Genomic DNA, 21,768 nt, shown 5'->3' on the forward strand with positions numbered 1-21,768 from the left:
TTCCCCGTTCGTTCGATGAGGGGGCGTAAAACCTTTTCCCAAAAAGCCGAATTTGAGAAGTAAAATTACACCAAATATATTGCTCTCTATCATTTATAATACAATTACGATATGTTTTGAGGTAACTCATCACATTCTCCCGGAATCCCAAACGAGCAAAGTTACGGATCGAATCTCGTTTGGGGCCGGAAAACGCCGGTATATGGCGTTTGATGCCAGTTACTATTGCTATTTCCCGAACCGGAAAGTCGGCATCCTAACAACTAAATATACGAAGATATTATTCATCACTGTTTGCTATGACGGCGAATCGCAGGAACGTACTAGCGGGGATGGGCGGGATGGCATCGGTTACCGTCGCAGGCTGCCTCGGCGAAATGGTCAGCGGCGGCGGCGAACAGGAGACGGTGCTCTGGAATCAGTTCACCGAAGGAGAACAGAAAACCCTCGACAAGCACCTCAAGACGTTCAACGAGGGACGGGACGACGAGTTGCATTCCGAGAACCTCTCGGACGTCAAAAAGCAACTCAAGACGGCAATTCCGGCGGGGGACGGCCCGCACACCTTCCCGTGGGCGCACGACCGTATCGGCAAGTACGAAAGTCAGGATTTCGTGTACAACGCGAAAGACGATGTCGAAGTCGACCTCGCGGGAACATATACTGAAAACGCCGCGTCCGCAGTGCAGTGGAACGACGGTGTGTACGGACTTCCCTACGCATCCGAGACGGTGTCGCTCATGTATAATCCCAAACTCGTCGAGCAGCCTCCAGAAACGCTCTCGGAGATGGTCTCTATCATGGAAGATCACCACGACCCTCAAAACAGCAAATGGGGGCTCTCGTGTCCGCCGAAAACGGCTTACTTCGTGAGTGCCTTCTTGCAAGCATTCGGCGGGAATATCTACGACAAGGAGAGCCGCGATGTCGGAATCGAAGACGACGCGTTCATCGAAGGGATCGAACTGCTTCAGAACTCTATCTGGCCGTACGTCGCGGAGGCGACTAAATATGCGGAGCAAATGCCGCCGTTCGCCGACGGCAACGCACCGTTTGCGATCAACGGTCCGTGGCAACTAAGCGGTTTCCGTGATAGCGGTGTCGACGCGACTGTTGCACCGCTTCCCGATATCGAAGGCGGCAGTCCGAACCCCTACACGGGCGTGCAGACGTGGTACTTTACGTCACAACTCAACGGCGCAAGCGACGTGTCGCTCGACACGACCGTCGAGTGGGCTGAGTGGTATACGACTACCGAAGACGTCATCCTCGGCAATGCCCAGGAGCATGGCCTGATCCCCGTCCACAAGAACTACACCGAGTCCGACGAACTCGGTGACGACGTCGCAACGTTTGCCAAGACAGTCGCGATGGGGACACCGATGCCATCCGATCCACGCATTGACACGGTGTGGACGCCGTTAGAGAGCGGTCTTCAGCAGATATTTACCGGGCAGAAAGAGCCCGAAGAAGCGATGTCGGCGGCTGCCGATGAGATTCGTAGCCGTTGGGAATAATTAACTGCATCTGAAACGAATACGTTATGTCAACGTCATCATTCTTTAGACGCGTGTCCGACCGAGGGCAGCAACGGCTTCCCGATCGCACAGGGGATTTCGATCCGTTCGGCCTTTTGCTCGTGTTGCCCGGGTTCGTTCTATTCTTTGCATTCATGCTGTTCCCGATCACGTTCCTCGTCTATCTGTCGCTGACCGACGCGACCCACGCGGGCACGGTTATTGGTGGCGGTTCGGACCTGATCGGCCTCAAAAATTACGTCAAACTCTATTCAGATCCGAACTTCTGGAATTCGTTCGCGATTACCTGGTTGTTCGTCGCGGTGAGTCTAGTGGTCAAGATCGTACTCTCGCTCGGACTTGCAATGGTCTTGACGCACGCTCGAGTGGTAGGCAAACGCTTCATGCGAGCGGCCGTGATAATTCCGATGGGGTTTCCGACGATATTCACGATCACCGTCTGGAGTGGCCTGTTCAGCGCTGCTCGATACGGTCCGCTGAACCAGTTTGTCGATCACTACAATAGCGCCATCAAGGGCCTCGTCGGTGTCATCGATACCATCATCTTCGCGACGATATCCGCACCGGACGTATTACTCGTTGACGTCCCGGTCGCATGGCTATCTGGAAGATGGAGCGCCTTCTTCGCGTACATCTCGACGGAAGTCTGGTTAGCGTATCCCTTCATGGTGATCATAATCGTGAGCGCACTTCAAGACGTCCCGGCAGAATTGCACGATGCGGCGAAAGTCGACGGTGCCGGGTATCTCCACCGATTCCGTCACGTTACGCTCCCGTCCATCAAACGCCCAGTTCTGTTCGGCGCGATCCTCACCGGGGCGACATCGTTCCAGCAGTTCCTCATTCCGTGGATCTTCAACGAAGGCGGTCCCGCTCGCCAGAACGAACTCCTCCTCGTGTACGGGTACCGTGAAGCGACCAAATTTAGCGAGTACGCGTTCGGTTCCGCAATCATGGTTACCGCTATCGCATTCATCGGTCTATTCATGTGGCTCGCGGTGAAGAAAGGAAACCTCGCCGAGGGGGTGAACGCATAGTGACGTCATCTGAAGCAGAGTTACAAGCCGACGAACAGGTCAGTAGTCACACTCGAGATCCGATCGACACCATCAAGACGGTTGCTGGAACTGGCAGTGCGATCGGCATTCTAGTAATCCTGATGTTTCCGATCTACTGGGTCGTCACAGCGTCACTCTCACAGGGATCCGGTCTCATGAGCTCTGAGGGGATATTCGCCGATCCAACCACCTACAATCTCGATGCGTACCGGTGGGTAATCTTCGAATCTGCATTTCAAGATGCGCTGGTCAACAGCCTGGTCGTCGTCATCGTAACGGTCAGCGTATCGATGTCAGTCGTTATCCCCGGTGCATACGCGCTCTCGCGGCGGAATTTCATCGGTCGCGAGAAAATCCTCTACGGTTACGTCCTGTTCACGCAGGTCGGTGCTGGCCTTTCGATCGCGACGTTGATTGCCCTGTATGCGCTCTTCGTCAATCTCGGGTTGAACAACAACCTCCTCGTGCTTGGACTGTTTTACGCGGCGAGTGCGATTCCGTTCAACACGTGGTTGCTCAAGACCTTCATGGACAACATCCCCGTGTCCTACGAGGAGGCGGCGATCGTCGACGGTGCAGGCCGGTGGGACGTTATCCGCGAAGTGATTCTACCGCTGTCGAAACCAGGAATCGCCGTCGTTCTGGTCTTTACCTTCTTGGCAGGATGGAACGAGTTCATCATCGCGCAGACCTTGCTCAGTCCGGAACAGTACACGCTATCGGTTGAGCTCTATTCTCTCACAACTGGCGGACGGTTCGAGACGCCATGGACGCAGTTCTCTGCGTTTGCAATACTGTTTGCCCTGCCCGTTGCGTTGATTTACTTCTTCGCACAGAGCTACGTCGAGAGCGGCCTCTCCTTCGGCGGCATGGAGGGGTGAACTACCCAACCCTCCCGCGCTCGGGCCGCCCCGGCACTTGCTTGGTGAGGGTGGAGCTTCACGGAGTGGCGCACGTCCACTGCAACGGCGTGGACGCGGATCGGTTCGTCGATCGCACTGACCGGAATCGTCCCGCCGGCCTCGAGTACGTCCTCGTTCCGATCGTCGACGTAGAACTCGACGGTGGGATCGCCGTCGCCGGTGACGGTCGCGGTCGCCGAAAGGTGAACCTTCCCCTCGTCGACCGCCGCGTCGAGTTTGACCCGCGGTCGCGGTTCATCCTCGTCTGCTTTCGGAGACGCACGAACCGTTCGGGTCGACGATCCCTTCGCCGACGGTGACGAAGCGCGGCAGACCGGGATGGTGCGTGCCGTCTCCGCTCTCAAAGCTCGTGTCGGACGCGGGTTCGCCGCCGTCTGCGAGAAGTCGTCGACGGTCACTTCTCATCGTCCGATCCGATGGAAATGGCGTCTCGGTTCGTCGGTCCATACCCCACCTTCCATTCCGGAGATTAAATGTATGATGAACTAGGTAATCATAATTTCTACACCTCGCTGTACGTCGGCGAACTTCGGAATGTCGATACTTTCAGCGGGCCTTACGCGTCGTCGAACAGTTCTTCGCCATCTACCATGCGTTCTTCGACGGCATCCATGTCGAGCGTCACGCCGAGTCCAGGCTCCTCCGGAACCTCGATGTAACCGTTCTCGATGACGTCCTCCTCCACCAGGTCCTCCCACCAGCCGAGTTCGTAGGAGTGGTACTCGACGGCCAGTGCGTTCGATATCGCCGCACCGACGTGAACGCTGCCCATCGTCGCCACGGGCGAGGCGACGTTGTGCATCGCGACCGGCACGTAGTACATGTCGGCGAGATCCGCGATCTTGGCCGTCTCGCGCATGCCGCCGACCTTCGGCATGTCCGGCGCGATGATATCGACTGCCTGCTCCTCGAGCAGGCGGCGTTGACCGTGCTTTCGGTAGACGTTCTCGCCGACGGTGATCGGAGTCGTCGTCGACTGCGTAACCTCGCGCTGGACGTCGTGGTTCTCCGGGGGAACCGGGTCCTCGAGCCACCAGACGTCGTACTCCTCGAGTCGCTTCGCGAGCCGCTTCGCGCTCCCGCTGGAGAACGACCAGTGACAGTCGAAGGCGACGTCGGCTCGAGAGCCGACTTGCTCGGTGACGGCTTCGACGATCGACGCCTTGTGTTCGATTTCGGGCGCTCGGAGGTGCCGGTTCGCCCGATCCTTCTCATGACCGCTCGGCACGTCCAGGTCGAACTTCAAGGCGTCGTAGCCCAGTTCCTCGACGACGCGCTCTGCCTCGTCGGCGCAGGCGATCGGGTCGGCCTCCTCCTCGGTGTGACAGTCGCAGTAGACGCGGACCTCGTCTCTGTACTTGCCGCCGAGGAGCTGGTAGGCCGGCACCTCGAGAATCTTCCCGGCGAGGTCGTGGAGCGCGACCTCGATTCCCGAGATTGCGGTGACCGTGACGCCGCCAATCGATCCCTCGCCGGACATCTTCTGGACGAGGTGTTCGGTCAGTCGGTCGATGTCGAGCGGGTTCTCCCCCTGCAGGAACGGTTTCATCCGCTCGATCAGTTCCGGCGCACCGGCCCCCCAGTAGGCTTCGCCGGTACCAGTGATTCCCGCGTCCGTGTAGATCCGGACGAGCGTCCACGGGAAATTTCCGTCGACCATCGTGGTCTGAATATCGGTGATCTCGACGTCCCGTCCGCCACTGCGCTCGCGGGTGACCCCCATCGCCTCTGCGGAGAGATCCCGCATCGTGTATTCGGCGTTCGGATCGTGAAGTTGTGAATAGTCGACCCTCATGGGAATCCATTCACTCTCATCATAGTAATAGTTTTCACCTTCCCTAGGCAAGTCCTCTCAATCTCGGGAGACGGCGAGACGTACGAGAGGGCTACAGTGGCTGGCAGAGAACTCTCCAGAGGCGGGTTGTGACTATTCGAATGATCGACCCGCACTCGCGTGCCTCCGTAACCGGAACGTCGTCCCACGAGATCGGCCGCGACTCCCAGATCACCCGATTGATCGTTTCGTCCAGTTCGATCAGGGTTTCGTCGTCGAGAGTCGCCCACGCTTCGGGGTCAACGAAAATCGTCTCCGACCCGATTTCGAGCCCGACAGCCGCCAGACCGTACAAGTAACTGCGCTCGAATCAGACCCGGTTGCCGTCATTGACGCCACTTCGGTTTCGAACTGCGTGGCGCATGGCTCCGCTGCCGCCCGTTGCTCGGTCATCGGTTCGAGTCTGTCAGTACTCGTTAAAAATCTGCTCGCCGTAAACGTCACGATCCGCGACAGAAACACCCTCTATTCGGAGAGGGACACGTCGAGTCGCTCTTCTAGCGCCTCGATCAGGCCGCCGCCGATGCCGGCTTGTGTCGCACGACCCTGTTCGACGGCGAGGATGTCGGTTTCGGGAGCGCCGAGTTCGTCGGCGAGTTCTTCGCGCTTGAGTCCGGCGTCTTGGCGGGCCTCGACGAGCGTCTCACCATACTCCGAGACGAGATACGGCAGCGGATCCTCGTCGTAGTTGGTCCCCTCGTTTTCCCAGTGTTCGGAATCGCCGTCCCATATCGGATTTGCCTTCGCGACGTTCTGGGCCGCCTTCTGCTTTCGACTCGTCTCGTCGGCGGGGCCACCGCTCGAGTCCTGCCCCCTTCGATTCCGGTTCCGATTCCGTCCGTGCGTTCGCGAATCGTCGTGTGGTGCACAGTCTGGGCAGACCTCGAGTTCGGCGCCGGCGACCGACGCGAGCCTGAGCGAGTCGCTCTCGGTACCGCAGAGTTCGCAGTTCGTCCCGCCGCCACCGCCGGACGAACCAGTCGAGTATTTGGCCATGCGACACTTTGGCATCTGCGCCATTTCAACTAATCGGTAGCGTCGACGGTGCAGATACGCTGAACTCGCCGCCGACTGCCATCGAGAAGTCGGGTCGTCACGTCTGACTAAATTGTCAACCGAAGCGTTTCCTGACAGTCGTCCGCAATGGGAGCGCCAGCCTGCCGACCAGCGGGAGTATCACGAACGCCGTGAAATCGAGAGGGAGGGAAGCGGTGCCGGCCGCAGCAACACCGAATCCGGCGAACGGCGCGAGGATGGGGACGACGTACAGGTACGACGGCTTCCAGCCGGGGAGCTACCACGTGTGCCGGATTACGACGCCGAACAGGAACGGCGTGAGCAAGGGGTCACCGACGAGCGTCGTCGTCGCTGCCAGAACGAGTGCGACAACGATCGTCTCGTTGATCGTCACCGCCCCCAGGTCTGCTGGCGGCGGACGGCTCGAGCGACGAGCACGGCAAGCAGCGTGAGTGCCACTACTCTGCTTCGAGGCTAGGTGGGTCGAATGGACGATTTCGGTGACCGTTCAAATCGATTTGGGTATCGTCGTCGCTCGAGGTACGTGGGTATTTCGGCCGCCGGTCGTTTCGAACGCCTCTCACGAGAAGTCAGCGAGCGACGATTGGCCAGCCGATCGGTCACCGCGAGTCGGTTCCGAATCGTCGTCCGACGAGTCTCCGGCCGTTTCCGTCCCGTGAGCGGCCTCATCTCCCTCCCAGCTCTCGAGGCTGGCCTGGTCTGCCGCGGCGAACTCGAGGTTCGCCACTCGAACACCGAGTTTGCGAACCGGGTCTGCCTCGAACTCCGTAAACAGGTCGCGAGCGATACGATCGACCAGTTCGGGATCGTCGATCGGACCGGGGAGCGACCGTTCTCGCGTGTTGACGTCGTACGGCGGCGTGACGGCCTTGACGCCGATCGTCCTGTACAGCGCGCCCTCGCGGCGTGCGCGATCGGCGACGGCTAACGCGAGCGTCTCGATCTGTTCGTATTTCGGGGCCGGCGCGTCGACCGGTTCGGCGAACGCTGATTCCCGAGAGAAACTCTTGGGATCGCCTTTCGGCTCGACCCGTCGGTCGTCTTCGCCGCGAGCGCGGTCGGAGAGTTCCCTCCCGCGCTCGCCGAACTGCTCGACCAACAGCTCCTGATCGGCCGCTGCGACGTCGCCTGCGGTCTCGAGGCCCATTTCCCGAAGCTCGCGGGCGGTCACTGGTCCGACGCCATGGAGCAGGTCGACCTCGAGCGGGGCGAGAAAATCTCGTCCCTCACCGGGTTCGACGATGGTGAGTCCGTCGGGTTTGTCGAAGTCGCTGGCGATCTTGGCGGCTGACATCGATGGCGCGACGCCGACGCTGACCGTCACGCCGACTTCCCGACGGATGCGGTCTTTGATATGGCGTGCGAAGCCGTCCGCCACCTCCCAGGCGGTTCGGTCGGTCACATCGAGGTAGGCCTCGTCGATGCTGACTTTGCGAACGACGTCGGCACAGTCGTGGAGGATCTCCCGAACGTCGTCCGCGACCGACTCGTAGTAATCCATGTCAACGGGCCGGTAGTAGCCGGTCTCCGTGTGCTCTCCGTCCGCGTCGTCGACCGCGACGGTTTCGTCGTCTGCGCGTCGGGGGAGTCGCTCGAGCGCCGTCGAGATTGCTTGGGCGCTCTCGACGCCGAATTCGCGGGCTTCGTAACTGGCGGTGGCGACCGCGCCGACCGAGTCGCCTTCCTCGTAGCCCATTCCGACGACGACCGGTTCGCGGCGGAGGTCGGGCTCGCGAAGCCGCTCGCAGGAGGCGTAGAAGCAATCAGCGTCGACGTGACAGACGATTCGATCGTCTTCGTCTTCGCCCTCGACGCCCGGTAGCCGCGGCCCATCGGACATTCGTCTATCGGTCGATTCGTCCGGACCGACGTGAACGTTGCGCCCTCCGTGTCGTCACCAGGTGTCACTCTCTGCTTAACGTGATGGTCACCGATGTTGTCAATCTCGATTCTGTCGTCGAACTCCGGAAACGGAAGGGCGGTCGACGCGGACACGGACCGGGAAGTCCCACGGAACGTATCGGTCTGTCGACAGTGTCACGGTTGCCTCCGGTCGTTCGCACGCTCTAGATATAGAGTCTCTCGTGCGTGCAGTACGATAGTTCGAGACGGCCGCCTGAGCGTTCAGTTGTACTCCCGCCAGCGATGGCCGCACTCGGTGCATTTGAAAAAGCGCGTTGGCGGTTCGTCGGCAGAGGCGGTCTGTTTGAGGGTGTACCACGCCTCTTGATTCCCACACTCGTCACAGACGACGTCGGTCGCCTTCGGTTTCCCCTCGAAATTCGCATTCTCGTCGGACTCGATCACGTCGTCGTCGGTCTGCGATTCCGTCGTGACGAACGCGTCTTCTCGTTCGCGATCCCGCTCCCTCGAGGCTCCGCAATCGTCGTTCGTACAGACCATGCGATCGCCCTTCGCTTTCATCATCGAACCGCATTCTTCGCAAAACTGCATACCAGCTGTCTACGAACTCGAGACGCAAAAATACACCACTCCCGGCTGCGGGACCTGACGACAGTTTTCGGGCGCGTCTCCGTCTCTCGATCGACCCGAGCTGGCTCACGTACTGCTGATCGCCGCGAGCGAATTCCCGTGCCTCTCCGATCGGTGCAGGAGGAGTTCGCCTCAGGAGTCCTCGAGTAGCGTGTCTCCGAGGACGGACAGTTCGCATCCCGGAACGTCCTCACGGCCGCCACGGCAAGGATTTCTGCTGTCTCTCCCTTACGCGCCACGTTCTCTCCTCACGCTCCATCACCGCTCACCCGTGCCCCGGACTCGGCCGGTTCCGTGAGAACGACCCGACCGTCGAGTCCGCGGTCGGCGAGTGCATCGCGGGCACTGGCTTCGGCCTCGTCGGCGTGAGCCGCATCGGTCACGCCGTACACGACCGGCCCCCAGGACGATTGTCCGATCCCGGAGAGGACCGGACAGTCCTCGAGGGCTTCCACGAGTTCCCCCGCGGGCGGCCGGAAGACGCCGCCCTGTGCGTCGGCGTACCAGGCACCGTTTTTGCGGCCGATTTCGGCAATCGCGTCCCCGAATGCCTCGAGTCGGCCCGCGGCGGCGGCCGGGAGGAGCTTGCGGGTTACGACGCCAGCGATTTCGTCGGCCACGGCGGGATCGGCTCGGTCGACGACGGCGCGCATGCTCGCATCCTCGTCGTCGCCGCTACGGCCGGGTTCCGCGTCGGGGACGACGACGAGAAATCGCCACTCCGTCGGCAGATCGTGGCGGGCGACGATCGGCGGGACCGTCCAGTTGCCCTCCGCGGGTGGCTCCGTCGTAAATCGATTCGTCGGGTGCCCGGCGTCGACGACGAACCCGCCACGTTCGAACGTCGCGACGCCGACGCCGCTGCGCCCTCCCCGACCGATCGCGGGTGCGTGGTCTCGTACTCGAGGGCGGCGACCGTGTGCGCGTGCCGTCGCAGCGAGGACGGCGAGCGCGAGTTGTGTTCCGCTTCCCAGACCCACGTGCCGTGGGAGGGACTCCACGAGCGCGATCGTAACGCCGGAGACGTCGAGGACATCGACGGCGCGGGTCGCGTACTCCTGAACCAGCGGATCGTCAGCGGTGACGGTGGCGGAAGGTTCGGCGGTAACGGTGACTCGCGGCGCAGTGAGACCGACGCCGATTCCACCGTAGAGTCGCTCTCGAGCGAGCGACAGGTTCTGAAAGCCGACGTGGAGTCGCGCACCAGCGCTAACAGTGGCGGTCGCCATATCGCCGCGTAAGGGGTGGGCCGTCAAGGGGATTTCGACGGTGGCAACGGGGAGAGGGACCGATCACGTCGTAGGATCAGTACGAAGCGTGAACCGCTTCGGGGTCACGCCCCGAGGCACTCGCCTTGCTTATCTGTAGAGACCGACCGACGACAGGGTGACGACTCACGGCCGCTCCGACGCAAGAAACGAAATGCAACGCTCGATTCACTCACACGCCTGACCCTCGATAGCCGCTCGAGGGTATCGTCGTGGCGAACGGCCGAACGACGGAGCGGGTGGCCCGAGCGCATCCGATGGTCGACAGGGTCTGTGTCGACAACCACAGGACTGATCCTGGATCGGTCAGAAATATGGGGCAAGCGAAGCTAACAGTGAAATATTGCTGTTCACCGACGCCGATACGGTCGTTCCGGCGAAGTGGATTCGACGTCACTGGCGTCATTACGCCACCCCGTCAGTCCTCGGTGTCGACGGGCCGCTACGACCGCTCGGGGACGGACTCCGACACCGAGCGTACTTCACGTCCTCTCTAACTGGTGGTATCGGGCGTGCTGGCTGCTCGGCTTCGTTCAGCAACCGGGCTCGAAGATACCGATCTTTTGCTCCGGGTACACCGCGACGGGACCGTCGTATAGGACCACCCCGTCCCGTCACCACGTCGGCCCGCCGCCAGCGACGGATCGACTACGGACTGCTCTTCGTGACGTATCTTGTCGGCTCCCTCGAGTACGCGTTGCCCGGTCGCTCACCGTCTGGAAACTCCTTGTGACGGATCGATATCGAAGCGAACGTGACCCGCACGATCGGTTGACCAAGAGAGGGTGACTTATATCCTTTCGAAGTAAGGTCAGACCATGAGCAGCGACAGCGAGTTCGACTACGGAAAAGACGAACGGTTGCGGAGTCGCGAAGTGACGGAGGGCCCTGACAAGGCCCCACACAGAGCGATGTTCCGCGCGATGGGCTTTGACGACGAGGATTTCGGCGCACCGATGATCGGTGTGCCGAACCCTGCGGCCGACATCACGCCGTGTAACGTCCACCTGGACGACGTCGCCGAATCCGCGCTCGAGGGGGTCGACGAGTCCGGCGGCATGCCGATCGAGTTTGGCACGATCACCATCTCCGACGCCATCTCGATGGGGACGGAAGGGATGAAAGCGTCACTGATTTCTCGAGAGCTCATCGCCGATTCCGTCGAACTGGTCTCGTTTGGCGAGCGGATGGACGGACTGGTCACCATCGGCGGCTGTGACAAGAACATGCCCGGCATGATGATGGCGTCTATCCGGACGGACCTCCCCAGCGTCTTCTGTTACGGTGGTTCCATCATGCCCGGCGAACACGAAGGCAGGGAAATCACCGTCCAGAACATCTTCGAGGGCGTCGGTGCCGTCGCGGACGGGGAGATGACGGACGAGGAACTCGACGAGATGGAACGGAACGCCTGTCCTGGTGCCGGTTCCTGTGGCGGCATGTTCACCGCCAACACGATGGCCTCGATTTCGGAAGCGATCGGTTTCGCGCCGCTCGGAAGCGCCAGTCCGCCCGCCGAAGACGAATCGCGCTACGCAGTCGCTCGCGAGGCGGGCGAACTCGCCGTCGAAGCCGTCCAGAAGCAACGCAAGCCCTCCGACTTCATACGCAAGGAATCGTTCGAAAACGCCATCGCGCTCCAGGTCGCGATCGGCGGCTCGACCAACGCCGTTTTGCACCTGCTGGCGATGGCCGCCGAAGCCGGCGTCGACCTCTCGATCGAGGAGTTCGACGAGATCAGCCGACGGACCCCGAAGATCGCCGATCTCCAGCCCGGCGGGACGCGGGTCATGCAGGACCTCCACGAGGTCGGTGGGGTCCCGGTGGTCCTCAACGCCCTCTACGAGACAGATCTACTCCACGGCGGCGCGCTAACGGTCACGGGCAACTCGATCGGTGCGGAACTCGAGCGACTCGACCCGCCCTCGATCGAGGAGCTCGACGCGGACTTCCTCTACACCGTCGACGAGCCGAAAAACGAGCAGGGCGCCATCCGTATTCTGACCGGGAACCTCGCGCCCGAGGGTGCCGTCCTCAAGGTGACCGGCGACGACGACCTCCATCATGAAGGACCCGTCCGCGTCTTCGAGGAAGAGGAAAACGCCATGGAGTACGTACAGGAGGGACACGTCGAGAGCGGTGACGTCATCGTCATCCGAAACGAGGGCCCGCAGGGTGGCCCCGGGATGCGCGAGATGTTGGGCGTCACCAGCGCGGTCGCCGGTCAGGGCCACGCCGAAGACGTCGCGCTCATCACCGATGGTCGATTCTCCGGCGCCACGAGGGGATTCTCGATCGGCCACGTCGCGCCCGAGGCGTTCGCGGGCGGTCCCATCGGCCTCATCGAAGACGGGGACGTGGTTACCATCGACATCGAAGAGCGCACCCTCGAGGTCGACGTCGACGATGGCGAACTCGAGGCCCGACGCGAGGATTGGGAACGACCCGAGCCCAACTACCGGAACGGGGTCCTGGCCAAGTTCGGCCGCGACTTCGGGTCGGCCGCGAACGGTGCGGTGACCAACCCCGGCGTCAGCGACGAGTAAGCGGGCGGACGCGCGTCGATTCGATACCGGACCGACGATACGTCGCCACCGAACGACGAGCCTTCCCTTCGATTTCCTGCACGAATCTTTCCGGTCCGTGTGACCGAATAGCAGATAGACCGCTCTATGTGTAAATACTGTCTCCAGTGCGAGTGGAATATTAGCACGACCGATGGGTTTACCGAAAAAGAGGTGTCCGAGAAAGCGATCGAACACTTCGTCGAAACGGGACACACGGTCGATTCGCTCCGACTTCCACCACCGCCATCGATACTCCAGAATTAAGCCGAGACTGAGGGCCGGCCATCAGTGCGTGAACCCGATCAGTGCCCGCATCGTCCCGTCGGTTCGTTTCGAACCGCTCGACGCAACGCATGGGGCGAACGGCCGACCGACCTCGTTAGCCTCGCTGCTCGAGGATTCGATCGATGATCAGTCGCGTCGACAGCAGTTCGCCCTCGCCGGTCGACTCTCGGGGGCTCGCCCGGCGAACCTCGCAGTCGATGCCGCGTCGGTCGAGTTCGGCCACGATGGCCTCGTCATCGTGGTGCTGGTCGTGGCCCAGCGCGATCACGTCGGGATCGATCTCCTCTATCGGAACGAAGATGTCCTCCTCGTGGCCCAGTAGGGCTTCGTCCACGGTCTCGAGCGCGTTGACGACGTCTCGGCGCTGCGTCGCCGGACAGATCGGTGCCGACTTGTGATCGACGTTCGCCTTCCGCGCGACGATCACGTACAGTTCGTCACCCATCGCCGCGGCCTCCTCGAGGTAGTGAACGTGACCCGGATGGAGGATGTCGAAGGTCCCTTGGGCGATGACTGTCCGTGTCATGCGGTCCTCGCGTTCGGCGTCGCGGTTTGCAGTTTGCACGTCGGTTCGGTCGCCGTTCGTCCGGTAATCACTGGAAGCATCGTCTCGGGAATCGCAAATCTCATCGTCGCAGTTCCTCGTCGATATCCGCCTGTGTGAAATCGAAGAAGTCCTCCGTCTCGGGCAGATTGACGTCGATCACGCTCAGCTGCGTCGGCTTTCCCTGCGAATCGAACGCCTGCCAGTCCGTTCGGCGGTAGGGCGCGCCGATGATGACGTGGATGCTCCCTCGGCCGAAAGTGTCCAGATCCGCGTCGCTCGGGCTAATCACGCCATTGGGATGGGAGTGAATGCTTCCCAGCGCCTTCACGTCGTTCGGAATTTGATTCGTCTTGACGGTCGCGCTGACGCTATTGGACTCGGTGCCGGGCACCACGAGGACATCAGTGATGACTAACCCGTCCCGGTCCACTCCCAGGCGGTCGGCCTCGGTCCCTCGGAGAAAGCCCATGTACTCGTTCGGATGCGTCGCCTCCGAGGACTCGAGGGCGAACTCGAGGGTTTCCTCGGCGATTCCGAGGATCTCGCTCGAGCGAAACAGCGCGTCGAACAGCCCCATACACCCACTTCCGGCCTTGCGGTTGCTAAACGTTCCGATGCGCGCGTTATCGTACACCGGTGGCTACAGCCCGTCTCGCTACCGGGAAGAGCCGAATCGCCGTCGGATCGAAACGACGTGCTGTCAGGAATCGCAGAAATGCTCGCCAGTGTGAAGCGACTCGACCACGCTGACGGATACCCGCTACCGTGGCGACTCGAGACGACATCCCTTCTTGACAAGGGTTATACGCGACCACCCCCAAACGGCGAAATAAGATGACGCGTGACTCCGCCGGGGAACCCGGCGCAGACGACGGGGATTCCGTCGTCTACGATCTCGCCCCCGATTGTACCGCCGAAGACGTCGAACAGGGCCGCCCATATCTATCCGAGATCAACGGTATCGTCGACTACGGTGTCTTCGTCGATCTCTCCGACTCAGTCTCAGGTCTCGTCCACGAATCCGTCCTTACGGGAACGTACGGCGTCGGCGACGAACTCGTCGTCGAACTCGAGTCCATCCGCGAAAACGGCGATATGGCTTTCGAACCGGTCGACATCGACGAGTACGAACTCGAGGAAGTCGATCACGATTACTCGCTGACCGGCACCCACCGTCTCGAGAGCAACCTCGGCGAGCAAATCCACGTCGAAGGAGAGGTCACGCAGGTCAAACAGACCGGCGGCCCGACGATCTTCCACGTCGCCGATGAGAACGGCGTCGTTCCTTGCGCCGCCTTCGAAGAGGCGGGCGTCCGCGCGTATCCGACGATCGAGGTCGGCGATGTCGTCCGCGTGACGGGTATGCCGGAACACCGCGAAGGGTCGGTACAGATCGAAGTCGACGGTCTCTCGAAACTCGAGGGCGACGACGCTGACGAGGCCCGCGAGCGCCTCGACGACGCGCTCGAAGCTCGCGCCGAACCACACGACGTCGCGCCGCTGATCGACTGGCCGGCCTTCGAAAAGCTCCGCCCGAACCTCGAGGAGGTCGCTCGACTGCTCCGCCGTACCGTCCTCGAGGGGCGCCCGATCCGGGTGCGCCACCACGCCGACGGCGACGGAATGTGCGCCGCCGTCCCCGTCCAGATCGCTCTGGAGCGGTTCATCGCCGATGTCCACGAGGACGAAGACGCACCGCGCCACCTCATCAAGCGGCTTCCAGCGAAGGCGCCGTTCTACGAAATGGAGGATGCGACGCGGGACCTCAACTTCGCGCTCGAGGACCGTGAGAAACACGGCCAGCAACTCCCGCTGTTGCTCATGCTGGACAACGGTTCGACGGCGGAGGACGTCCCGGCTTACGAGACGCTGGCCCACTACGACATCCCGATCGTCGCGATCGATCACCACCATCCCGATCCCGAGGCAGTGGGCGACTTGCTCGATGCCCACGTGAATCCGTACCTCCACGACGAGGATTACCGGATCACGACGGGGATGCTCTGCGTCGAACTCGCGCGGATGATCTATCCTGAGCTTACCGAGGATCTCCGCCACATTCCAGCCGTTGCAGGCCTATCGGACCGGTCGAAGGCCGACGCGATGGACGACTACATCGAACTCGCCGCCGCCGAAGGCTACGACGAGGATCGCCTGCAGGACGTCAGCGAGGCGCTCGATTACGCCGCCTTCTGGCTGCGGTACAACTCCGGCGATCAGCTGATTCAGGATCTGCTCGAACTCGACAGCGACGACGGAGCGCGCCATCGAGAACTCGTCTCGTTCTTCGCCGACCGCGCCCGCGAGGAAGTCGACGAGCAACTCGAGGCCGCGATGCCCCATCTCGAACACGAGACGTTGGACAACGGGGCACACCTCTACCGGATCGACGTCGAGAACTATGCCCACCGATTCACCTACCCCGCGCCGGGGAAAACCACCGGTGAAATCCACGACCGAAAAATCGAAGAGACGGGCGATCCGGTCATCACGGTCGGGTACGGTCCGGACTTCGCCGTGTTACGGAGCGATGGCGTCCGACTCGACATCCCCACGATGGTCTCCGAACTCGAGGCCGAAATCGCAGGCGGTGGCGTCTCCGGCGGCGGCCACCTCGTCGTCGGGTCAATCAAATTCGTCGGCGGCAAGCGCGAAGAGGTAATCGACGCCCTAGTCGAGAAGATGGCCGAGGCCGACATCGACGAAGCTCTCTCGAGTGCGGCACCGATCGACGACTGAAGCTGACCTTTTTACGCCGTTTCGGACGGTTTCGGTAGTTCGTTGCGCAAGCCGTTGCTACGGGGACGACGTTCGAAGCGAAGACCCGTACACCAGAACCGGGCGGATGACGACCGCCCGCGTCTCGTAGACGCGAGTGTCCGTTACGGCCGGCCGATTTCGGATCGGAGAGATCGGTTCATCGCGACCGGGTTGGTTCGTGCTCACGTGTGCCGGTTCCTTCGTTCGAGCCGGATTACAGCACGGTCTTCAGTAGCCATTACAATTATCTTCAGTAGTAAATTTTTTGTGTGGTCGGCCTGATTTCCACGTTGTAATGGTTGATGAATGTTCTCATCACACATTCAGGGAGTATCGACGTCGGGGGTTGCTCGGCGGAATGGCATCGCTCTTCGCCGCGGCAGCGTACTCGTTAGACATCTCGGCGGACGCTGCGGCGCCAGTCGACGATGGTGACGATTCGGTGACACAGACCGTCACTTCGCCGGATGAGCGCGTGAGTATGACAGTCAACGTCGCCGACGGAATGCCGACGTACAGCGTCTCGTTCGAGGGGAAAACCGTCATCGAAGCCTCGCGCATCGGATTCGAATTCCAGAACCAGTCTGCGTTCGGCGTCGGGAGCGACGCGCCGATCGTGACCGTCACCGGCAGTGAACGGACGACCGACGATACGACGTGGAAGCCGGTCTGGGATCGATACGACGAGATCCGAAACCACTACCGCGAACTCCGACTCGGACTCGAGGAGACCAATGGGAAGGGTCGGGGCGGCACCCTCGAGATACGGGTGTTCGACGACGGTCTCGGGTTCCGGTTCCTCTTCGACGAACGCTTCGGCAATCCGTTCGTCATCACGTCCGAACGGACCGAATACACCTTCGCAGACGATTACGAGTCGTGGTGGATTCCGAACGATTACAACAACTTCGAGGTCGAGTACGAGGAGACCTCGCTTTCCGAAATCGGTTCCACGCTCGAGACGGACATGGGCGGCGCGTTCGACGGCGTCCACACGCCGATGACGATGCGAACGGGCGACGATCACTACGTTAGCGTTCACGAGGCGAACCTCGACGATTACGCGTCGCTCGCGATCGCGCCGCAGGCGAGCGGTGACACCGACTTCGAGTCGACACTCGCCCCACTTCCGGACGGGACGAAAGTATCCGCGTCAGCACCGCACGTAACGCCGTGGCGGACGATCCAGCTCGGCACGCGGCCGGGCGAACTCGTCGAATCGAATCTCATCGTCAACCTCAACGACGATCATAGCGACGACATGTTCGTCCAGGGAACTGACTGGATCGAGCCCCAGAAGTTTATCGGAGTCTGGTGGCTGATGATCACCGGCCGCGCCGACTGGGAGTATCAGGGACCACAGACCGGCAACCACGGGGCACAGACCGAGCGCGCGATGCAGTATATGCACTTCGCGAGCGAGCACGATATCCCCGGCGTCCTCGTCGAGGGCTGGAACAAAGGCTGGTCGAGCTACCCGGGCGACGGAAGCGAGTTCGACTTCACGGAGCCATATCCCGACTTCGATCTGGAGCGAGTGACCAGCTACGGCCCGAGCCTCGAGCCGTCGACCCAGATGACGATGCACAACGAGACGGCGGGGGATTTCAAAAATTACGGGTCACAGCTCGACGACGCATTTGACCTGTACGACGATCTCGACATCCGAACGATCAAGAACGGCTTCGTTTCCGACAACGGAAACCTGGCTGGGGAGGGGCACAATCATCACAATCAGGTGCTCGTCAACCACCACACGCTGGTCGCAGAGACTGCGGCAGCCAATCGGCAGATGCTCGATATGCACGAGCCGATCCATCCGACCGGCCGCCGCCGTACGTACCCCAACCTGATGACCCGCGAGGGTGTGAAGGGCCAGGAGTACGATGCGTTCGGGGAGGTCAGCCCTGCCCACCACGTCACGTTCCCGTTTACCCGCATGCTCGGTGGCCCCGTAGAGTACACGCCGGGTATCTTCGACATGAACTCCGGTTCCGGCGGCATCGAGACGACGCGCGCGAAGCAGCTCGCGATGTACCCGACCTACTTCAGCGGCCTCCAGATGGTCGCGGATCTCCCGAGTTCGTACCTGGCAGACCAGCCCGCAACGCTGCGAGTCGGTGAGGTCGCCCAAGCCGAACACGCCGAACTGGACGGATTCGATACCGAGTCGGAGTGGGCCAACGCGCAGGGAGAAGCGTACGTCCCGTTCGACGCCAACAGCGTCGACAGCGGTTCGACGGCCACTTGGACCGTTGAGAACGTCGCTGCCGGCGAGTACGACGTTCACCTCCGGATCGCAAACTACGAGGCGGACAACGGACTCGATGACGGCCTGAGCGCGACGGCCACGCTCCAGATCAACGGGGAACCGGCCGAGCAGCTATGGATCCCGGGAACCGAGTACTGGGACGGCTGGACTACGGTGAAGACGACCGTTCCGCTCGAAAACGGCGATACCGAGCTCGGAGTAACCCTGACGGCCGATGACACGGGCGGGTTCAATCTCGATGCGGTCGCCGTCACGGAGTCCGGACAGCCGATGCCCGAGCCGGCCGAACCGCCGATCACGGGGCCAACTGTCCCCGAGTTCCAGTTCATCGAAGACGTTCCGGCCGCGGGCTGGGACGACACGCGCGTCCTGGACTCGTCGATCGGCGACTACACGATCATCGCTCGGCAGAAGGACGATGAGTGGTACGTCGGTGCGATGACCGACGAGAGCGGGCGCGCACTCGACGTGCCACTCACTTTCCTCGATGACGCGCCCGGCAAAGGCGACGCCGGGAACGGGAACCGAGACCGTGACCGAAACCGGGTTCAGAACGGAACGATGAGTGCCGTGTCCCAGAAGAGCCACAAAAACCGCAATCCAAGGTCTCCCGACGAGAGTCAAGGTCCCGCCACTGGTCAGGGTCCCGACAACGGCCAGCCGAACGGTCGGTACGTTGCCGAAATCTACTCCGACGGGATCGACGCGGACTACGACGACACTCTCGAGGACGTTCGAATCGACGAGGCGATCGTCCACAAATCCACGTCGCTGCTCGTGTCGATGGTCGGGTCCGGTGGCACTGCCGTTCGCCTCCGTCCGGCGACGCAGGAGGACCTCGGATCGCTACCGCGGTACGACCGTCCCTCGCAAGAAATCGACGTGTCGATCGACGGTGAAACGTTCGTACGGGAGCCGTTCATCTCCGCAATCGGCTCGAACGACGGTGACTACATCGGCGGAACGAACGTCGAGGTCGTCGTGGATGATGACCTCGTCGGTTCGGAAAACGTTCGGATCGCACCGGGCGCGAGCGATCAGCAGTTCGCGTTCGGGTCGACGATCGACACCCCGGGGACCTCCCACGTGATCGTCCGAACATCGGACGGAGAGATCATCGCCAACCGAACGGTGACGGTGAACCCGCCCGAAATCGTCACCACGATCGCCGATTCGAGCGGCGACGACCACGGCCCAGGCGATTATACGTATCCCACCAACGGCGTGTTCGAAGACGGCGTCTTCGACCTTCGGTCCTTCGAGGTGACGCGGACCGACAGCAGCGTTCAGTTCACGTTCGCGGTTGAGACCCTGAACAACGGGTTCGGGAGCGACCGCGGCTTCTCACCCCACATGTTCGTATTGTGGCTCCGCGACCCGACCGCCGATGGCGGTACCACTACCGAGGTCGGCGACATCGCCCTGGCCGCTGACTTCGACTCGGCGTGGCACTACCGCCTCGAGATCAGCGGCTTCACGAAGAGCGCCGTCGATGCCGGCGGCAATCCGTTGACCGACGAAAACGGAGACGCAGTCGCCGTGCGCGAGGACGTCGATTCTGACGCCAATACTGTGTCGCTTTCCGTCGATCAGACCGCCTTCGGCGGGGCCGATATTTCGGACCTCGAAGTCGTCGCGATGCTCCAGTCCGAGGACCGAGGGACGCTTCGACCGGTCGCCGAAACCGCCGAAGAATACGCGTTCGGTGGCGCAAAGGCCGGTGCAGCCGAAAACGCACCTCGCGTCATGGACCTGGTGACTTCCGATGACGTCAGCCAGGCGGAGGCGCTCGCGTACTCGGCTGAGGAACGGGCGACGCTGCCGTTCGTCCCGCTTTCCGACGGCTAGTGGTGTTCCAAACCTGCACTGCAGGGTCGAATGCGGCGGTGCGAGACGATCCGTCCCTGCGTTCACCGTTTGAAACGGTACTAGAACTGGTAGCGCCGCTCGTCGTCCATCGCCGGATACTGGTCCGCGCCGGTCATTTCCTCGAAGGTCATCCCGGAGAGGTACTCGTCGTACGTCACGTCGTAGGCCGTCCGGAGCTGGAAGTCGAGTTTGCCGGTGTCGACGGTCGACTGGAAGAACATGTGTATCGCCCGACGGACTAGCTCGTCTGTCTCCTCTGGTTCGAGTGCCGTCTCGAGCAAGGCGAGTTCGGTACGCGTTTCGCGATCGAGCGAAACGGACAGTTCGTCGCCGATATCCGAATACGATTCCGTGACGTCGTCGGTGAGACCGTCGAGGCTCATACAAGAGGGGACTCGAGCGCGCCGGATAGACCTTTCTTGTCGCGGCGACGGGGTGGCGGTAACGACGCGGTCGACCACTGCGTCGATTCGACGAGTAGCTCTACCCTAATCATACGCGTCTGCGTCGACTATTGCGCTGCAGTTGGCAGAATTCGTCTGCTCCAGGCAGGTGACCTCGTCGGAATCTCTGACATTCAAGTGAACTACCCCGCCCTACTCGTCGCCTTCGGCGACTCCTTGAGGGCAGGGCTTCCTGCTTCGACGACGCGACGTGCAGACACTTCAGAAGTATCTACAGCGGTCGCAGTCTCCACAGGCGTTGCTTCGGAGTGAACCACTCCTAGGTTCTCCAGACCACGCGACTGGATATTCAACGCCGCGTTCCAATCCCTCTCCAACTCGAACCCACACGACGGGCAGGAATGTTCCCGAACCCACACCGGCTTCTCAGTCTCCACGCCACACGATGCACACTCTTTCGTCGTGCCATTCGGTTCGACTTCGATGACGTGACACCCGTTCTTCCGACCGTGATGTTTCAGAATCGTACTGAAGTTTCGCCAGCCGACTTCGGCCTTGTTTCGCGCGTTGCCACTGTCTTCAAGCATCGGCTTCACGTTCAAATCCTCAACGAACACTGCCTCGTACTCTGAGGTGTAAAAGTGCGCGAGTTTGTGTTTATAATCTCGCTTCTTGTTCGACATGCGAGCATGGACCGTCGCGACTCGCCGCCGTTGCGTCTCCCAGTTGTTCGACTCGTACTGTTTGCGAGAAAGAGCGCGTTGCTCGCGCTCGAGGCGTTTTCGTTCATCGGAGAAGTCAAGACGTCCGATAGACCGTCCATCCGAATCGTGGACGAAGGTGAGAACGCCAAGGTCGATCCCAACCGTGTCTTCCGGCTCAATGTCAGCTGAGTCTCAGTACCTCACAAAG

The 21,768-nt window shown here is 61.4% G+C and carries 16 protein-coding genes and 2 pseudogenes; 6 read left to right on the top strand and 12 right to left on the bottom strand.

What is annotated here, in order from left to right:
* Nucleotides 1-299 precede the first annotated feature (299 nt).
* The 3 genes from NJU76_RS00460 to NJU76_RS00470 all read left to right on the top strand — a co-directional run bounded on the left by NJU76_RS00460 (nt 300) and on the right by NJU76_RS00470 (nt 3,477).
* Nucleotides 300-1,517, top strand: a complete 1,218-nt coding sequence (locus NJU76_RS00460) for an extracellular solute-binding protein (protein WP_254530859.1) — start codon at nt 300-302, stop codon at nt 1,515-1,517.
* Between the two features lie 26 nt (nt 1,518-1,543).
* Nucleotides 1,544-2,575 carry a carbohydrate ABC transporter permease gene (locus tag NJU76_RS00465; protein WP_254530860.1) on the top strand — a complete coding sequence of 344 codons (1,032 nt, stop codon included), beginning with the start codon at nt 1,544-1,546 and terminating at the stop codon, nt 2,573-2,575.
* Nucleotides 2,576-2,637: 62 nt separating this feature from the next.
* A complete protein-coding gene (locus NJU76_RS00470; protein ID WP_254532516.1) occupies nt 2,638-3,477 on the top strand; it encodes a sugar ABC transporter permease in 840 nt (279 codons plus the stop codon).
* On the opposite strand, the gene NJU76_RS00475 is transcribed toward NJU76_RS00470, so the two are convergent.
* From NJU76_RS00475 to NJU76_RS00510, 8 genes and pseudogenes are all read right to left on the bottom strand, one after another.
* Nucleotides 3,435-3,863, bottom strand: coding sequence for a hypothetical protein (locus NJU76_RS00475; protein ID WP_254530861.1), 429 nt, complete (start codon nt 3,861-3,863; stop codon nt 3,435-3,437). The genes NJU76_RS00470 and NJU76_RS00475 overlap by 43 nt on opposite strands.
* A 212-nt stretch (nt 3,864-4,075) precedes the next feature.
* On the bottom strand, nt 4,076-5,314 hold the full coding sequence (locus NJU76_RS00480) for a mandelate racemase/muconate lactonizing enzyme family protein (RefSeq protein WP_254530862.1): 1,239 nt from the start codon (nt 5,312-5,314) through the stop codon (nt 4,076-4,078).
* A 91-nt stretch (nt 5,315-5,405) separates the two neighbouring features.
* A complete protein-coding gene (locus tag NJU76_RS26690; protein WP_340681225.1) occupies nt 5,406-5,648 on the bottom strand; it encodes an alanyl-tRNA editing protein in 243 nt (80 codons plus the stop codon).
* 170 nt (nt 5,649-5,818) lie between these two features.
* Complete coding sequence (locus NJU76_RS00490; protein WP_254530863.1) at nt 5,819-6,349, bottom strand: helix-turn-helix domain-containing protein; 531 nt, start codon at nt 6,347-6,349, stop codon at nt 5,819-5,821.
* A gap of 115 nt (nt 6,350-6,464) precedes the next feature.
* Nucleotides 6,465-6,832 (bottom strand): annotated as a pseudogene (locus NJU76_RS00495) (J domain-containing protein); the annotation flags it as partial.
* 118 nt (nt 6,833-6,950) lie between these two features.
* Nucleotides 6,951-8,231 (bottom strand): DNA polymerase Y family protein, encoded by a 1,281-nt coding sequence (locus NJU76_RS00500; protein WP_254530864.1) that lies wholly within the window; start codon nt 8,229-8,231, stop codon nt 6,951-6,953.
* Between the two features lie 284 nt (nt 8,232-8,515).
* On the bottom strand, nt 8,516-8,845 hold the full coding sequence (locus tag NJU76_RS00505) for a transcription factor S (protein WP_254530865.1): 330 nt from the start codon (nt 8,843-8,845) through the stop codon (nt 8,516-8,518).
* Between the two features lie 287 nt (nt 8,846-9,132).
* A complete protein-coding gene (locus NJU76_RS00510) occupies nt 9,133-10,113 on the bottom strand; it encodes a beta-ribofuranosylaminobenzene 5'-phosphate synthase family protein (protein ID WP_254530866.1) in 981 nt (326 codons plus the stop codon).
* An 857-nt stretch (nt 10,114-10,970) separates the two neighbouring features.
* On the opposite strand from NJU76_RS00510, the gene ilvD reads away from it, so the two are divergent.
* The gene (gene ilvD / locus NJU76_RS00515; RefSeq protein WP_254530867.1) at nt 10,971-12,698 is read left to right on the top strand and encodes a dihydroxy-acid dehydratase; all 1,728 of its coding nucleotides are present in this window, start codon (nt 10,971-10,973) and stop codon (nt 12,696-12,698) included.
* A gap of 400 nt (nt 12,699-13,098) precedes the next feature.
* On the opposite strand, the gene NJU76_RS00520 is transcribed toward ilvD, so the two are convergent.
* Entirely contained in the window at nt 13,099-13,530 is a 432-nt protein-coding gene (locus tag NJU76_RS00520; RefSeq protein ID WP_254530868.1) for an FAD synthase family protein, read from the bottom strand.
* Between the two features lie 100 nt (nt 13,531-13,630).
* The gene (locus NJU76_RS00525) at nt 13,631-14,128 is read right to left on the bottom strand and encodes a Mov34/MPN/PAD-1 family protein (protein ID WP_254530869.1); all 498 of its coding nucleotides are present in this window, start codon (nt 14,126-14,128) and stop codon (nt 13,631-13,633) included.
* Between the two features lie 257 nt (nt 14,129-14,385).
* Between NJU76_RS00525 and han the strand changes: the two genes are divergently transcribed.
* A complete protein-coding gene (gene han, locus NJU76_RS00530; protein WP_254530870.1) occupies nt 14,386-16,290 on the top strand; it encodes a Hef-associated nuclease in 1,905 nt (634 codons plus the stop codon).
* A 316-nt stretch (nt 16,291-16,606) separates the two neighbouring features.
* Complete coding sequence (locus tag NJU76_RS00535; protein WP_254530871.1) at nt 16,607-20,431, top strand: glycoside hydrolase family 97 N-terminal domain-containing protein; 3,825 nt, start codon at nt 16,607-16,609, stop codon at nt 20,429-20,431.
* Between the two features lie 80 nt (nt 20,432-20,511).
* Here NJU76_RS00535 and NJU76_RS00540 read toward each other — a convergent pair whose 3' ends face one another.
* Together NJU76_RS00540 and NJU76_RS00545 are read right to left on the bottom strand one after the other, a co-directional pair.
* A complete protein-coding gene (locus tag NJU76_RS00540) occupies nt 20,512-20,835 on the bottom strand; it encodes a ribbon-helix-helix protein (RefSeq protein ID WP_254530872.1) in 324 nt (107 codons plus the stop codon).
* Between the two features lie 203 nt (nt 20,836-21,038).
* Nucleotides 21,039-21,743 (bottom strand): annotated as a pseudogene (locus NJU76_RS00545) (RNA-guided endonuclease InsQ/TnpB family protein); the annotation flags it as partial.
* Nucleotides 21,744-21,768 lie beyond the last annotated feature (25 nt).

The organism is Natrinema gelatinilyticum (assembly GCF_024266705.1).
GTDB lineage: Archaea > Halobacteriota > Halobacteria > Halobacteriales > Natrialbaceae > Natrinema > Natrinema gelatinilyticum.